This window comes from Leucobacter sp. NPDC015123 (genome assembly GCF_043080205.1).
Taxonomy (GTDB): Bacteria; Actinomycetota; Actinomycetes; order Actinomycetales; family Microbacteriaceae; genus Leucobacter; species Leucobacter aridicollis_A.
This window is the reverse complement of record NZ_JBIBVH010000009.1, coordinates 61,743-76,362: the sequence shown is the minus strand read 5'-3', so window position 1 is coordinate 76,362 and position 14,620 is coordinate 61,743. Positions and strand designations below refer to the sequence as shown.

At 63.5% G+C, this 14,620-nt stretch carries 13 protein-coding genes and 1 tRNA gene; 12 read left to right on the top strand and 2 right to left on the bottom strand.

Annotated elements, in window-relative coordinates:
- Positions 1 to 25 precede the first annotated feature (25 nt).
- From ACF07D_RS14615 to ACF07D_RS14570, 10 genes are all read left to right on the top strand, one after another.
- Positions 26 to 1,636, top strand: coding sequence for an anthranilate synthase component I (locus ACF07D_RS14615; protein WP_391505388.1), 1,611 nt, complete (start codon positions 26 to 28; stop codon positions 1,634 to 1,636).
- Positions 1,629 to 2,321 carry a Trp biosynthesis-associated membrane protein gene (locus ACF07D_RS14610; RefSeq protein WP_255809611.1) on the top strand — a complete coding sequence of 231 codons (693 nt, stop codon included), beginning with the start codon at positions 1,629 to 1,631 and terminating at the stop codon, positions 2,319 to 2,321. Before ACF07D_RS14615 ends, ACF07D_RS14610 begins: the two co-directional genes overlap by 8 nt.
- A 93-nt stretch (positions 2,322 to 2,414) precedes the next feature.
- Positions 2,415 to 2,648 carry a DUF6704 family protein gene (locus tag ACF07D_RS14605; protein ID WP_119279402.1) on the top strand — a complete coding sequence of 78 codons (234 nt, stop codon included), beginning with the start codon at positions 2,415 to 2,417 and terminating at the stop codon, positions 2,646 to 2,648.
- 2 nt (positions 2,649 to 2,650) lie between these two features.
- Positions 2,651 to 3,421: an indole-3-glycerol phosphate synthase TrpC gene (trpC, locus tag ACF07D_RS14600; RefSeq protein WP_119279404.1), complete on the top strand. Its 771-nt coding sequence runs from the start codon at positions 2,651 to 2,653 to the stop codon at positions 3,419 to 3,421.
- A 54-nt stretch (positions 3,422 to 3,475) separates the two neighbouring features.
- Positions 3,476 to 4,726, top strand: coding sequence for a tryptophan synthase subunit beta (gene trpB, locus ACF07D_RS14595; RefSeq protein WP_391505387.1), 1,251 nt, complete (start codon positions 3,476 to 3,478; stop codon positions 4,724 to 4,726).
- Positions 4,723 to 5,511 carry a tryptophan synthase subunit alpha gene (gene trpA / locus ACF07D_RS14590; RefSeq protein WP_391505386.1) on the top strand — a complete coding sequence of 263 codons (789 nt, stop codon included), beginning with the start codon at positions 4,723 to 4,725 and terminating at the stop codon, positions 5,509 to 5,511. The genes trpB and trpA overlap by 4 nt, the downstream gene beginning before the upstream one ends.
- A 126-nt stretch (positions 5,512 to 5,637) precedes the next feature.
- A complete protein-coding gene (gene lgt, locus ACF07D_RS14585; RefSeq protein ID WP_255809612.1) occupies positions 5,638 to 6,576 on the top strand; it encodes a prolipoprotein diacylglyceryl transferase in 939 nt (312 codons plus the stop codon).
- An 11-nt stretch (positions 6,577 to 6,587) separates the two neighbouring features.
- Positions 6,588 to 8,051 (top strand): pyruvate kinase, encoded by a 1,464-nt coding sequence (gene pyk, locus ACF07D_RS14580; RefSeq protein ID WP_391505385.1) that lies wholly within the window; start codon positions 6,588 to 6,590, stop codon positions 8,049 to 8,051.
- A 38-nt stretch (positions 8,052 to 8,089) separates the two neighbouring features.
- Positions 8,090 to 8,173 (top strand) — tRNA-Leu (locus tag ACF07D_RS14575).
- Between the two features lie 151 nt (positions 8,174 to 8,324).
- A complete protein-coding gene (locus tag ACF07D_RS14570; RefSeq protein ID WP_119279414.1) occupies positions 8,325 to 8,933 on the top strand; it encodes a response regulator in 609 nt (202 codons plus the stop codon).
- 110 nt (positions 8,934 to 9,043) lie between these two features.
- On the opposite strand, the gene ACF07D_RS14565 is transcribed toward ACF07D_RS14570, so the two are convergent.
- Positions 9,044 to 9,508, bottom strand: a complete 465-nt coding sequence (locus ACF07D_RS14565; protein WP_119279416.1) for a hotdog fold thioesterase — start codon at positions 9,506 to 9,508, stop codon at positions 9,044 to 9,046.
- A gap of 72 nt (positions 9,509 to 9,580) precedes the next feature.
- Here ACF07D_RS14565 and polA point away from each other — a divergent pair, with 72 nt between their 5' ends.
- Together polA and rpsA are read left to right on the top strand one after the other, a co-directional pair.
- Complete coding sequence (polA, locus tag ACF07D_RS14560) at positions 9,581 to 12,202, top strand: DNA polymerase I (protein ID WP_391505440.1); 2,622 nt, start codon at positions 9,581 to 9,583, stop codon at positions 12,200 to 12,202.
- Between the two features lie 195 nt (positions 12,203 to 12,397).
- Complete coding sequence (gene rpsA / locus ACF07D_RS14555) at positions 12,398 to 13,846, top strand: 30S ribosomal protein S1 (protein WP_119279626.1); 1,449 nt, start codon at positions 12,398 to 12,400, stop codon at positions 13,844 to 13,846.
- 150 nt (positions 13,847 to 13,996) lie between these two features.
- On the opposite strand, the gene ACF07D_RS14550 is transcribed toward rpsA, so the two are convergent.
- Complete coding sequence (locus tag ACF07D_RS14550) at positions 13,997 to 14,605, bottom strand: DUF4126 domain-containing protein (protein WP_391505384.1); 609 nt, start codon at positions 14,603 to 14,605, stop codon at positions 13,997 to 13,999.
- Positions 14,606 to 14,620 lie beyond the last annotated feature (15 nt).

Here is a 14,620-nt window from a genome sequence, read left to right as displayed (position 1 = left end):
ATACCCCGAGAGATAAGCTGAGTTCGTGAGCAACACCACCACCCGCGAGGAGTTCGAGGTCGAACGATCCGCGCACGCTGTCATTCCCGTCCGCCGCGAGGTCTTCGCAGACGCTGACACTCCAGTGAGCATCTACCGAAAAGTCGCGGGGTCGCGAATCGGTACGTTCTTGCTCGAGTCTGCTGAGCAGGGCGGGGTGTGGACACGCTTCAGTTTCGTCGGCGCCGGCAGCTTTGGCGTGCTGGGCGAGCGCGACGGCTTCGCGCAGTGGACGCCAAGCGTGGGTGGCTTCGGGGAGACTGCCGGCGCGGGCCCCGCGCGTGCGCTCGATGAGGATCGCCTGCTGCCTGGCGGCGTGAGCCACCTGCAGCCTGTCGAGGCGCTTCGCGCGGCATACGAGCGTTGGAAGGCGCCGCAGGTGCCCGGGCTTCCTCCGCTCGCGAGTGGTTTCGTTGGATACCTCGGCTGGGAGACCGTGCGTCAGTTCGAGCGCCTCGACTCACCGCCGGCGGTCCCGAGCGGCTTGCCAACGCAGGGGCTCAGCTTCGTCTCGGAACTCGTCGTGATCGATCATCGTGAGGGCTCGGTGATCCTCATAGCGAATGTCTTGAACGACGGTGCCCTTTCGCAAAGCGGCACGGAAGCGCCGGCTGGAGAAGCAGCTGACGCGCAGTGGGCCGACGCGCAGCGGCGCCTCGACGCACTCCAGGCCGCGCTCGCGGCCCCCGAGTCGTCGCCACTTGGCGTGCTCGACCGCGCCGCGCTTCCTGACCCGCAACGACTCACGACGACTCCCGAATATATGGCGACTGTTGACGCGGCGAAGCGGTACATCGTCGACGGCGACATTTTTCAGGTCGTTCCATCGCAGCGATTCGATCAGGAATGCACTGCCGACCCGCTTGATGTGTACCGAGTGCTGCGACATCTGAACCCGAGCCCGTTCCTGTACCTCGTGCAGCTCGAAGACAACGGGGGAGTGCCGTTCTCAGTCGTTGGTTCGAGCCCCGAAGCGCTCGTGACTGTGCAGGAGCACGGCCACGTGATGACTCACCCGATCGCGGGATCGCGCCCCCGCGGCGACACCGTAGAGCAGGACAACCAGTACGCGAAGGATCTGCTCGCTGACGAGAAGGAGCGGGCAGAGCACCTGATGCTTGTCGACCTCGCGCGCAACGACCTTGCCCGAGTGTGTGAGCCTGGCAGCGTCGAGGTGACCGAGTTCATGCGCATCGAGCGTTTCAGTCACATCATGCACATTGTCTCGTCGGTCGAGGGGCAGGTCAGGCCTGACCAGAACCCCGTTGACGTGTTCCGCGCGACGTTCCCGGCGGGGACGCTCAGCGGCGCGCCGAAGCCGCGGGCGCTTGAGATCATCGACGAGCTCGAGCCTGTGCAGCGTGGGGTCTACGGGGGCGTGGTCGGGTACTTCGGGCTTGGCGGCGCGGCGGACTTGGCGATCGCTATTCGAACAGCGACTATTCGCGACGGCGTTGCGATGGTGCAGGCAGGCGCAGGCATCGTCGCGGACTCGGTCCCCGAGACAGAGGACGCCGAGTGCCAGAGCAAGGCAGCGGCACCCCTCAGGGCGATTGCTATCGCCAACTCCCTGACGAGAATGGAAGCGCATGTCTGACGGTAAGCGGAGCAAGCTCACTGGCAAAGGGGGCCTCATCGGTCTTGTCGTGCTCGCGGGCGCTGCAGCATTGCTTGCGTCTGTGCAGCCGTGGCTTCACATTGAGTTACTGCCCGGCGTCGCCACCGTCGAAGAACTCGCGGTGACCGGGCAGCAGATCACCCCGGCTCTCACGTTGATCGCTCTCGCGGCGCTCGCCACTGCTCTGGTGCTCACGATCGCCGGCAGAGGTTTTCGCCGGGTCATCGCGCTCCTCATCATTGTGCTCGGGGGAGGCCTCGCCTATTCGGGCGTTGAAGCGATCGTGAACCCGCTTGATGGTGCCAGTGGTTCGCTCGAGGGGGTCAGCGGTATCGCGGGTGAGGCGCAGTCAGCGCTGGTGAGTTCGGTCGCAGTGTCGGCGTGGCCGGCAGTCACTGTCGCTGTCGGCATTGTGCTCGCGCTTGCTGGCGTGCTCATCTTGCTGTTCGGTTCGCGGTGGAAACAGGGCGGCCGAAAGTACGAGTCGAGCACCGAATCGAAGCGGGCTCGCGCGGCCGGAACTGCAACCGGAGACCGCATTTCTGATTGGGAGGCGCTGTCAGACGGTGATGATCCCACTGACGACGACTACCTCGACGACGCCATCTCAGATGAGGTTGCGAGCGCCGACTCAGAACAGAGCGACTCAGACTCGCGGCAGTGAAGCGCGTGCGCCACGCGCGCCGCATTCGCTGAAAGCTGGGAGTTCCCGGTAAGATTGAGACGTCCGAATGTGCACACCTGCCAGAGGAGATACATGAGTAACCAGCACGGAGACCCCGGTCACGGCGATTCGCCCGCGGCATGGACAGCAGTGGTGGTGATGCTCATTGGCATTGCTGCCGGAACTGTCTTCTTCTTCCTGCACATGCCGACCCTCGTGTGGGTCTGTGTTGGCGTCGTCGCGCTCGGCCTGATCCTCGGGTTCGTCCTGGCGAAGGCCGGTTACGGCGTGAACGGCCCCCGTTTCACCCCGAAGTCACACGACTAACTGTGCTTGATCAGCTCCTCCAGGGTTCGCTCGAGGACGCGAAATCCCGCAGGCAGATCAGGCCGTACGCAGTCGTAGAGGCTGAGGCGCTTGCGCGTCAAGCAGCCCTTGACGCGCTCGCGCACCTCGCCCCGGCTGACCATATTCGGGTCATCGCCGAGGTGAAGCGTGCGAGCCCGTCACGCGGAGACCTCGCAGAAATCGCCGAACCGCACGCTCTTGCGAGCCAGTACGAAGCTGGCGGCGCGAGCGTCGTTAGCGTGCTGACCGAAGAGCGTAAGTTTAAGGGGTCGCTCGACGACCTCGATGCGGTTCGTAAGGCCGTCAGTATTCCTGTGCTCCGCAAGGAGTTCATTGGCGAGGAGTACCAGATCCTCGAGGCGCGTGCCGCAGGCGCCGACCTCGTGCTGCTCATTGTCGCAGCGCTCCCGCAGGAAACACTAGAGCGCCTGTACTCCTTCACTCTCGAGCTCGGCATGACGCCGCTCGTCGAAGCGCATTCTGCTGACGAGGTCGCGCGGTCTGTTGACCTCGGTTCGCAGCTCATCGGTGTGAACGCCAGGGACCTGTCGACGTTCGAGCTTGATCGCGACCTGTTCGGTCGCGTCGCCGACCAGATCCCTGCGGGCGTGATTCGCGTCGCAGAGTCGGCAGTGCTCGGCATCGACGACGTCGTGCGTTACCGTGAGGCCGGCGCCGACGCGATCCTCGTTGGTGAGGCGCTCGTGACGAGCGATCCGATCGCGACCCTCGCTTCGTTCTTGAGCGTCTAGTACGCTCTTCGGCGCCCAGCGCGACGCCGTTCGTTCCACCTTCGAAAGGCGACAATGTCAGACCAGACCTCAGTGACGAGTCTCAGGGATCAGGAGGGGCCATTCTTTGGCTCCTTTGGCGGCAGGTTCATGCCCGAATCGTTGATCGCCGCGATCGATGAGCTCTCTGACGCGTATGCGGAGGCGAAGGCCGACCCTGCGTTTCAGGCGGAGCTTGCCGAGCTGTTGCGAGACTACGCCGGCCGGCCGTCACCGATCACCGAGGTCCCGAGGTTTGCAGAGCACGCAGGCGGTGCGCGCATCTTTTTGAAGCGCGAGGATCTGAACCACACTGGCTCGCACAAGATCAACAACGTGCTTGGTCAGGCGCTCCTGACCAAGCGTCTCGGGAAGACTCGTGTTATCGCCGAGACAGGGGCGGGTCAGCACGGCGTCGCTACCGCAACCGCAGCCGCGCTGCTCGGCCTCGAGTGTGTTGTCTACATGGGCGAGGTCGACACCAAGCGACAGGCCCTGAACGTCGCGCGCATGCGGCTGCTCGGTGCCGAGGTCGTGCCAGTCACCACCGGCTCTCGGACGCTCAAGGACGCGATCAACGAGGCCTACCGTGACTGGGTCGCAACGGTTGAGCGAACCAACTACATCTTCGGAACTGCGGCCGGGCCGCACCCGTTCCCGGCGATGGTGCGCGACTTCCAGAAGGTGATTTCTGAAGAAGCGCGCGCCCAACTGCTTGAGAAGAACGGTCGGCTCCCTGACGCTGTTGTCGCGTGCGTGGGCGGCGGATCGAACGCGATCGGCATGTTCGACGCGTTCCTCGACGACGAGGGCGTCGCGCTCTACGGCGTTGAAGCGGCGGGCGACGGCGTCGACACTGATCGCCACGCGGCGTCGATCGAGCGTGGCCGCCCCGGCGTGCTGCACGGCGCGCGCACCTACGTGCTCCAGGACGAAGACGGTCAGACAATCGAGTCGCATTCGATTTCGGCTGGTCTCGACTACCCGGGCGTTGGGCCTGAGCATTCGTGGCTCTCAGATATCGGTCGCGCGACCTACATCCCCGCAACCGATGACGAGGCGATGCAGGCGCTCAGACTGCTGAGCCAGACCGAGGGAATCATTCCGGCGATCGAGTCGGCGCACGCCCTCGCAGGCGCGATCCGGATCGGCAAGGAGCTGGGCCCGGACGCGACAATCGCAGTGAGCCTGTCTGGCCGAGGCGACAAAGACATGGCTACCGCTGGTCGATACTTTGGGCTGTTTGACGGCACCGAGCTTGATGCTGCCGAGGAGGCCGCCGAATGAGCACATCACGCGTTGAAGCCACGATCCTCACCGCCAAGCGCGAGCGCAAGGGCGCTCTCATCGGCTACCTGCCTGTCGCCTTCCCCGACCTCGACACGAGCGTCGACGCCGCGATTGCGATGGCGCGATCCGGTGCAGACGTGATTGAGTTTGGCGTGCCATATTCTGACCCGGTGATGGACGGCCTCGTGATCCAGGAGGCAACTCAGACTGCACTGAAAGCAGGCTTCAAGCTGTCTCAGCTGTTCGAAGCGATCAGCCGCGTCACCGCCGAGGTCGACGCGCCGGTGCTCGTGATGACGTACTGGAACCCTGTCGTGCAATACGGCGTTGAGCGGTTCGCGCGTGACCTCAAAGCTGCAGGTGGGGCGGGCCTCATTACGCCAGACATCACACCGGACGCCGCTGCAGAGTGGATCGAGGTGAGCGAACGGTTCGGTCTCGACCGAGTTTTTCTCGCGGCACCGACGTCGACCGACGAACGCCTCAGAATGATTTCTGAGCAGAGCACGGGCTTCGTCTACACAGTGTCGACGATGGGAATCACCGGAGAGCGCTCTGAGCTTGACGCCGCAGCCCGAGTGCTGACTGGCAGGCTTCGAGAGGCAGGCCACAAGCTCGCTTGCGTCGGCATCGGAATCTCGAACGCCGAGCAGGTCGCCTCGACGCTCGAGTACGCGGATGGCGCGATCGTCGGAACGGTGTTTGTTCGGGCGCTGCGCGACGGCGGGGTCGACGGGCTCGCGGCGGTGGTTCGCGAGATCGCTCAGGGCACCACCAGCTAGGATTGATCTCGGTGCCGGGGGAGACCACGGCTAGAGACAAGATTTCAGCGGCGCATGCGCCGGGTGCGCCTTGCCCGGTGGTTCGTAGCCGCGAGTACGTAAGATTCGCCCGCGAAAGAGGAGCAAATGATTCTCCCGCTCAGTATCCCGAGCCCCAGCTTCCAGTTCTTTCAGATCGGACCGCTGACTATCCACCTGTACGCGCTGTGGATCATCCTCGGGATTGTCCTTGCGGCAATCTGGACTGGCCGCCGACTCACCGCTCGCGGTGCCGAGCGCGGTGTCGTGCTCGACTTCACTGTGTGGTCAGTGCTCATGGGCATCATCGGCGCCCGGCTCTACCACGTTGTCACTCACTGGGGGTTCTACTTTCAGGAGGGGCGCCAGTGGTGGAACCCGTTCGAGAAGGACGCAATCTGGAACATCTGGGACGGCGGAATCGCCATCTTCGGTGCGCTGCTCGGTGGCGCAATCGGCGTGCTCATCGCCTCACGGCTGACGGGCGTCCGGTTCCTTTCGTTCGCTGACGCGCTCGTGCCCGGCCTGCTGCTCGCACAGGCATTCGGCCGCCTCGGCAACTACTTCAACCACGAGCTCTTCGGCGGCCCAACAACTGCACCGTGGGGGCTCGAGATCGATTCCTCGAACCCGGCATTCCCGATCGGACTGCCCGAGGGGACTCTGTTCCACCCGACCTTCCTGTACGAGATCCTTTGGAACCTCGTCGGGATCGTCCTACTGCTCGCGATCGAGCGCAAGACCCGCCTCCGCTGGGGTAAGTTCTTCGCGCTGTACCTCATCTGGTACGGGATCGGCCGAGCGATCATCGAGTCGATGCGCGTCGATCCGAGCCTGCTGTTCCTCGGCCTGCGCACCAACGTGCTGGCTGCTCTGCTCGCGATCGTGCTCGGCGTCATCATCTACCTCGTTCAGCGCCGCAGGCACGTTGGCATCGAGACCAGCGTCTACCTGCCCGGCCGGTCAAACCCGGCTGATTCGATCCTCAAAGACACTGCGGATCCCGAAGAATTTCACCACGTGATCAACCGCGGCAACGCGGAATAGAAGGAGTAGCCATGCGCCACGCCAAGATTGTCGCAACCTGGGGCCCCGCGGTCTCGAGTTACGATCACACACTGGATCTCATCAGTGCTGGCGTCAACGTCGCTCGACTGAACATGTCGCACGGCACCTACAACGTCCACGAGGGCATCTACCGAAACATTCGCCGCGCCGAGGTTGAGGTGAAGCGACCGATCGCCGTGCTCGCCGATCTCCAGGGGCCGAAGATTCGCCTCGCAACGTTTGCCGACGGGCCGCGCGACCTTGAGGTTGGCGACGAGTTCGCGATCACGATCCTCGACGTTCCTGGCGACCGTACAATCTGCGGGACGACCCACAAGGGACTCCCCGGCGACGTGAGCGTCGGAGACCCGCTGCTCGTAGATGACGGCAAGGTCGTGCTTCGCGCGGTCAACGTCACCGAGGACACCGTGCACACTGTCGTCGAGGTGCCGGGCCGCGTCTCGAACAACAAGGGCATCAACCTTCCCGGCGTCGCTGTGAATGTGCCTGCCCTCTCAGACAAGGATGAGGAAGACCTCCGGTGGGCCCTCAAGCTCGGGGTCGACTACATCGCTCTCTCATTCGTGCGTGACGCCGCAGACATCGTGCGCGTCCACGAGATCATGGACGAGGAAGGCATTCGCCTTCCCGTGATCGCGAAGATCGAGAAGCCCCAGGCCGTCGAGAACCTCGAGGAGATCGTCGACGCGTTTGACGGCATCATGGTCGCACGCGGTGACCTCGGCGTCGAGATGCCGCTCGAGCGCGTGCCGCTCGTGCAGGCCGAAGCGATCGACATCGCGCGCCGCAACGCGAAGCCAGTCATCGTGGCGACCCAGGTACTCGAGTCGATGATCGAGAACCCGCGTCCGACCCGCGCCGAGGCGTCTGACTGCGCCAACGCGGTGCTCGACGGCGCTGACGCTGTGATGCTCTCGGGCGAGACGAGTGTGGGCGCCTACCCAGTCGAGGCGGTACAGACCATGGCCCGCATTATCGAGGCGACTGAGGATCACGCGCTCGATCGCATCGAGCCGCTCAAGACCGCGCCGCGCAGCCAGGGTGGTGTGCTCACGCGCGCTGCCGCGGAGGTCGCGGAGTTCATTGGGGCGCGCTACATCTGCGTGTTCACCGAGTCTGGCGACACCGTCCGTAGGATGTCGCGTCTGCGCACACCGATCCCGATCATCGGGTTCACGCCCTCGGTCGCGACACGTCGGCGGATGGAGCTCACCTGGGGCGCACGCTCAATCGAGATGGAGCGTGTCGGAAGCACTGACGAGATGTTCGCGCAGGTCGACGCCACGCTTGAGCCGCGCGAGAACATCGAGCTCGGTGAGCGAGTTGTCATCGTTGCTGGCTCGCCTCCCGGGGTCGTCGGCACAACGAACACGCTTCGTATCCATCGAGTAGGGGAGATGAGCGGCAACCTCGAAGCCGCCGGCCCGCGCAAGCACACGCTCGCTGAGGGGTAACGAACACGGGTCTCCAGTACAGTAAGCTGGAGTCTCTTGCCGGATTGGTGGAATGGTAGACACGGCGCACTCAAAATGCGCTGCCGAGAGGCGTGCGGGTTCGAGTCCCGCATCCGGTACCAACGGTCACTCGCGCGAGTGACAACAGATAAGGCCCGCGACACGCGGGCCTTATCTGTTGTGAAGCTGTGTGTTCGACGCGATTTGTTCATCGTTTTCCCCCACGCGCAGAAATCTCGGCGTTATCCAAACGAGATAACGTAAGCTGGAGGTGTGAATGACCAGAGTGTTGCACCGACCGCGCCCAGGCGCGTAGTCGTAGCAGAAGACGAATCCCTCATCCGCCTCGACATCGTCGAGACGCTGCGCGACAACGGGTTCGACGTTGTCGGTGAGGCAGGCGACGGTGAGACCGCTGTTGCCCTCGTGAAAGAGCTCCGCCCCGACCTCGTCGTGATGGATGTGAAGATGCCGAAGCTTGATGGCATCTCGGCGGCCGAGCAGATCAACGAGGACCACATTGCCCCCGTCGTCCTGCTGACTGCGTTCAGCCAGCGCGAGCTCGTCGAGCGCGCGACCGAAGCAGGCGCGCTCGCCTACGTCGTGAAGCCATTCACCCCCGCAGACCTCATCCCTGCAATTGAGATCGCACTCTCGCGTTTCCAGCAGATCGTCGCCCTTGAGAGCGAGGTCGCTGACCTCGCTGAGCGCTTCGAAACCCGAAAGCTCGTCGATCGTGCGAAGGGTATCCTCAACGACAAGATGGGCCTGTCTGAGCCTGAGGCGTTCCGTTGGATTCAGAAGGCGTCGATGGACCGCCGCCTGACGATGCAGGACGTCGCGAAGACGATCATCGATCAGCTCGGGCCGAAAAAGGACTAGCGTTCGCCCCTGAGCCACGCCCGACGGGCAGCACAACGAGAAAGACCCCGCCAGCGGCGGGGTCTTTCTCGTTGTGCTCGTTCTCGGTGTTGTCGCGCGCTGAGGGCGCGCTACGCCGAAGGGATGGTTTTGTAGAAGTTCGTGATCCTGAGCGTCGAGCATCGACGACCGGTGTCGTCGGCGCAGACGATCTCGTGCACAGTCATTGATCGGCCAGCGTGTATCGGTGTGCATACGGCAGTGATTGAGCCCTCCGTGGCGGAGCCCGTGTGGGTGGCGTTGATGTCGACACCAACGGGAACCTTCCCTTCTGGGGCGAGGAAGCCCGCGTGCATCGAACCGAGTGTCTCGCCGAGCACTGCGTACGCGCCGCCGTTAACGAGGCCGAACGGCTGAGTGTTTCCCTCGACGGGCATCGTCGCGACAATGCGCTCGGCGGTGAACTCCGTGACGACGATACCCATCCGTGTAGCGAGAGCGCCGAGACCGCGGGCATTGACGAGATCTACGTCTGCGCTGTCGCTTCCAGGCTCGACTCCGAAACGGTTCCTGGTTGCTGCATCGTGCTCTGGCATTGCCACTCTTTCAATGTCGGTTCAGCCTTGTAGGCTGGGTACGTGTCGAATAACACTCAGCAGCCTACCCTCATGGTCATCGACGGTCACTCCCTCGCTTTCCGTGCCTTTTACGCGCTCCCGGTCGATAGTTTTCAGACCCAGACTGGCCAGCACACGAACGCGATCCACGGGTTCATCTCGATGTTGATCAACCTGCTCGCGAACGAGAACCCAGATTCTCTCGCGATCGCGTTCGACATCTCGCGGCACTCGTTCCGCACTGAGGAGTACCCCGAATACAAGGGAACTCGCGGCGAGACCCCCGTCGAGTTCAAGGGCCAGATCCCGCTTTTGCAGGAGGCCCTGCACGCGATGGGGATCCGCACGATCGAGAAGGAGGGCTACGAAGCCGACGACATCCTCGCGACACTGTCGCTCGAGGGCGCAAACGCGGGTTACCGCGTGCTCGTGGTCTCCGGCGACCGCGACACGATCCAGCTCGTTGACGACAATGTGACGCTGCTGTACCCGTCGAAGCAGGGCGTGAGCGAGCTCACACGCTACGACGCCGACAAGGTGATGGAACGCTACGGCGTGCGCCCCGAACAGTACCCAGAGATCGCGGCGCTCGTCGGTGAGACGAGCGACAACCTCCCAGGCGTGCCTCGTGTCGGCGAGAAGACAGCCGTCAAATGGATCAACCAGTTTGGCTCGCTCGAGGAGATCATCAGGCGGCAGGACGAGATTGGCGGCAAGGTCGGGGAGAGCCTGCGCGAGAACGCGCACCTCGCCGAGCGCAACCGGCGCCTGAACCGCCTCGTGCGTGACGTAGAGCTCGACCTCACGCTTGACGACCTCAAGCGTGGCGACGTCGACATGGAGGCCGTGCAGCAGAAGTTTGCGGAGCTCGAGTTCCGCACGCTGCTGCAGCGAGTCGCGAAGCTCGTCGGTGCCGAGGTACCCACGGGCTCGGGCAAGCCCGCTGCGATCGGTGCGAGCCTGCCCGAGGCACGCCTGCTCATTGACGAGGAGCTCGGCGACTGGCTCTCGAAAGCGAAGAGCCCCGCCGTGTACCTGGCGGAGACCGGTGGCGGCATCGACGTTGGCCTCGCCACTCCCGAGTCGACAGTGAAGCTTGTCTGGCAGCCTGGCGGCCGCGACTATGCCCAGTTCGAAGAGTGGCTCGCGTCTGACGCCCCGAAGGTGTTCTTTGACGCGAAGCAGCAGCTTCGCATTGCAGCTGCGGTTGGTGTGACAGTCAACGGGATTGCTGGCGATGCGCTGCTCGCTGCGTGGGTGTTGCGCCCGATTGCGCCCGAGAAGACGATCGCTGAGGCCGTGTTCCGCTACCTCGGCGAGGAGGTGCCTGTCGGAGACCCGAACCAGCTTGTGCCCGAAGAGGGGAGCGTCGCGACCCCTGAGCAGCTCGCCTGGTACATCGTGCGTGTGCACGCCGCTATCGTCGGCAGGTTCGAAGGCCGAACCTCCGAGGTCTACGAGCAGATCGAGCTTCCGCTCCTGCCGATCCTCGCGCAGCTTGAGGCTCGCGGCGTTGCGATCGATCTGCCGCTCCTTGAGGCGCACAACGCCGAGCTCACCGAGCGCGTTGCGGCGCTTGAACAGCGCGCGTTTGATTCGATCGGCCACGAGGTAAACCTCTCGTCGCCGAAGCAGCTGCAGCAGGTGCTCTTCGAAGAGCTCGACATGCCGAAGACCCGCAAGACGAAGAGCGGGTACACGACTGATGCGGCGGCGCTCGCCGATCTGCAGCAGAAGCACCCGCACCCCTTCCTTGACTCGCTGCTCGCGCATCGCGACGCGAACAAGCTTCGGCAGATCATTGAGACACTCATCAAGGCTGTCGGGGCTGAAGACCAGCGGATCCACACCACACTCGTGCAGGTAGGCGCGAGCACGGGCCGGCTCGCATCGACTGACCCAAACTTGCAAAACATTCCAGTGCGCTCCGAGGAAGGGCGCCGCATTCGCGAGGGCTTCATCCACGCCCCCGAATACGCGACACTGCTCACCGCTGACTACTCGCAGATCGAAATGCGGATCATGGCGCACCTCTCGGGTGACGAGGGGCTCATCGAGGCGTTCAACGCGGGCGAGGACCTGCACCGCTTCGTGGGCTCGCGCATCTTCGGCGTGACGCCCGCCGAGGTGACGAACGAGATGCGCTCCAAGGTCAAGGCCATGTCGTATGGCCTCGCCTACGGGCTCTCCGCATTCGGGCTGTCGAAGCAGCTGAACATCTCCGCCGGCGAGGCGAAGCAGCTCATGGAGGACTACTTCGAGCGGTTTGGGGGAGTGCGCGACTACCTTCGCTCGGTCGTTGAGCAGGCGAAGCGTGACACCTTCACCGAGACGATCTTCGGCAGGCGGCGGCCGTTCCCCGACCTCGCGAGCCCGAACCGGATCCTGCGCGAGAATGCGGAGCGAGCCGCGCTCAACGCGCCGATCCAGGGCTCTGCGGCCGACATCATCAAGATCGCGATGATCCGCGTTGAGGGCCACATGCGCGAGGCTGGCCTGAAGTCGCGCATGCTGCTGCAGATTCACGATGAGCTCATGTTCGAGGTTGCCGATGGCGAGCAGGAACAGCTCGAGGCGATCGTACTCGCCGATATGGCGGGAGCTGCCGAACTCAAGGTGCCGCTCGAAGTGCAGTTTGGGCACGGCCCCAACTGGAATGCTGCGGCGCACTAGCGAACTACGAGCGGGCGACGCGCCGGGAATCGTCACTTGCCGAGCGCGTCGAGAGCGCGTTAGACTGAACTGTCACATCTGTGGCGACTAAACCATGTCCACGTGTGGGACGTCTCGCGGAACCGAAGCAATTCGGTTCCGGCCAATTTGGCACGCGCCCACCTGAATATCCTGTCCATTCTGGAGACCAATTACATGACGAACGCAACGACCACGAGCAAGCAGGTCGCAGTAAACGACATCGGCTCAGCCGAAGACTTCCTTGCAGCGGTCGAACTGACCATTAAGTCCTTCAACGACGGGGACCTCATTGAGGGCACCGTTGTGAAGATTGACCGCGACGAGGTTCTCCTCGACGTCGGGTTCAAGACCGAGGGCGTCATCCCCTCGCGCGAGCTGTCCATCAAGCACGACGTCAACCCTGATGAGGTTGTTCAGGTCGGCGATTCCGTTGAGGCACTCGTGCTCCAGAAGGAGGACAAGGAAGGTCGCCTGATCCTGTCCAAGAAGCGTGCTCAGTACGAGCGTGCTTGGGGCGACGTGGAGAAGGTCAAGGAGACCGAGGGTGTCGTCACCGGCACCGTCATCGAGGTTGTCAAGGGCGGCCTCATCGTTGACATCGGACTCCGCGGCTTCCTCCCCGCATCGCTCATCGAGCTCCGCCGCGTGCGCGATCTCACCCCGTACCTTGGCCAGGAGATCGAGGCGAAGATCCTCGAGCTCGACAAGAACCGCAACAACGTTGTGCTTTCGCGTCGCGCGCTCCTCGAAGAGACGCAGTCCGCTACCCGCTCCTCGTTCCTCGCCGACCTCAAGCCCGGCCAGGTTCGCAAGGGCGTCATCTCGTCGATCGTTAACTTCGGTGCGTTCGTTGACCTCGGTGGCGTTGACGGCCTCGTGCACGTCTCGGAGCTCTCGTGGAAGCACATCGAGCACGCTTCGGACGTCGTCGAGGTTGGCCAGGAAGTCACCGTCGAGGTGCTCTCGGTCGAGCTCGATCGCGAGCGCGTGTCGCTGTCGCTGAAGGCTACGCAGGAAGATCCGTGGCAGGTATTCGCACGCACCCACGCAATCGGTCAGATTGCTCCGGGCGCGGTTACCAAGCTCGTTCCGTTCGGCGCGTTCGTTCGCGTTGCAGACGGCATCGAGGGCCTCGTGCACATCTCCGAACTCTCGGGTCAGCACGTTGAGCTTGCTGAGCAGGTCGTTTCGGCAGGCCAGGAAGTCTTCGTCAAGATCATCGACATCGATCTCGAGCGTCGCCGCATCTCGCTCAGCCTCAAGCAGGCGAACGAGGGCCTCGACCCCGAGGGCACCGAGTTCGATCCGGCTCTGTACGGTATGACTACCGAGTACGACGAGAACGGCGAGTACAAGTACCCCGAGGGCTTCGATCCTGAGACTCAGGAGTGGAAGGAAGGCTTCGAGAGCCAGCGCGAGAAGTGGGAGCAGGAGTACGCTGCTGCTCAGGAGCGTTGGGAAGCACACAAGAAGCAGGTCGCCGCTATGCTCGCAGAGCAGGCAGCTGCACCCGCTATTGATGCGCCTTCGGCCTCGAACTTCTCGAGCGACTCGGCTTCGACCGGCGCACTCGCTGACGATGAGGCACTCGCTGCACTCAAGGCTCAGCTCGAGGGCAACTAAGCCCGAGCTAGTTTTCACTAGCTGCTAGCCAAAAGCCCGGCCCCGCATGTGCGGTGGCCGGGCTTTTGCGTTTCCTGCATGGCACTGGTGACCGGAGGGGACACAGGCTCTCGGGGCGCGGATCCTCGAGGGCTTCAGGATCCCACGCCTCTAGGCGACGGCCGGAGTCCCGCTGTTCCCTTGCCTGCGGTGCCGCAGCTTCCTGAACCAGCGGACTCCGAAGACAATGAGTAGCACGATGAGGGCGAGTGCGACGAGGGGGAGAAGTATCGCGAGTACGGTGACGACTACGGCCGCGACGTCCTCGATTGTGCTCATGATCGACGCGCCGACTCCCGCTGACATGAAGTTGACCACGGGCCTTGCCACAAGCTTCAGTATGTGGGGCACGAGTGCGATGAGCACACCAATGACGAACGGCCAGAAGGCTGAGGAGTTCACGAACGCCGCGGGGTCGGTGACTGCGACAGTTGAGCTCGCTGATCCTGCGCTGAACACGAGGCCCCCTGAAGCCGGGCGCACTATGGTCTGGAGGATGTCGTTCGCCGTGTCAAGGGCCGGAACTTTGTCGACGATCATCTCAACGATGAGCAGGCCGCCGAGTACGCCGAGGGCCCACCCGTTCTCCAGCCAGTCCCAGCCTGCGGGTAGTGTCAGGAGGTCAGTGAAGCGCGAGAGCAACCCGAGCCCGAGCAACGGAATGTAGGCGTTGAGTCCCGCGGCTGACGCGAGTGCGAGACCGGTGATGGCTTCAAGCATGGTGACCTCCTGACT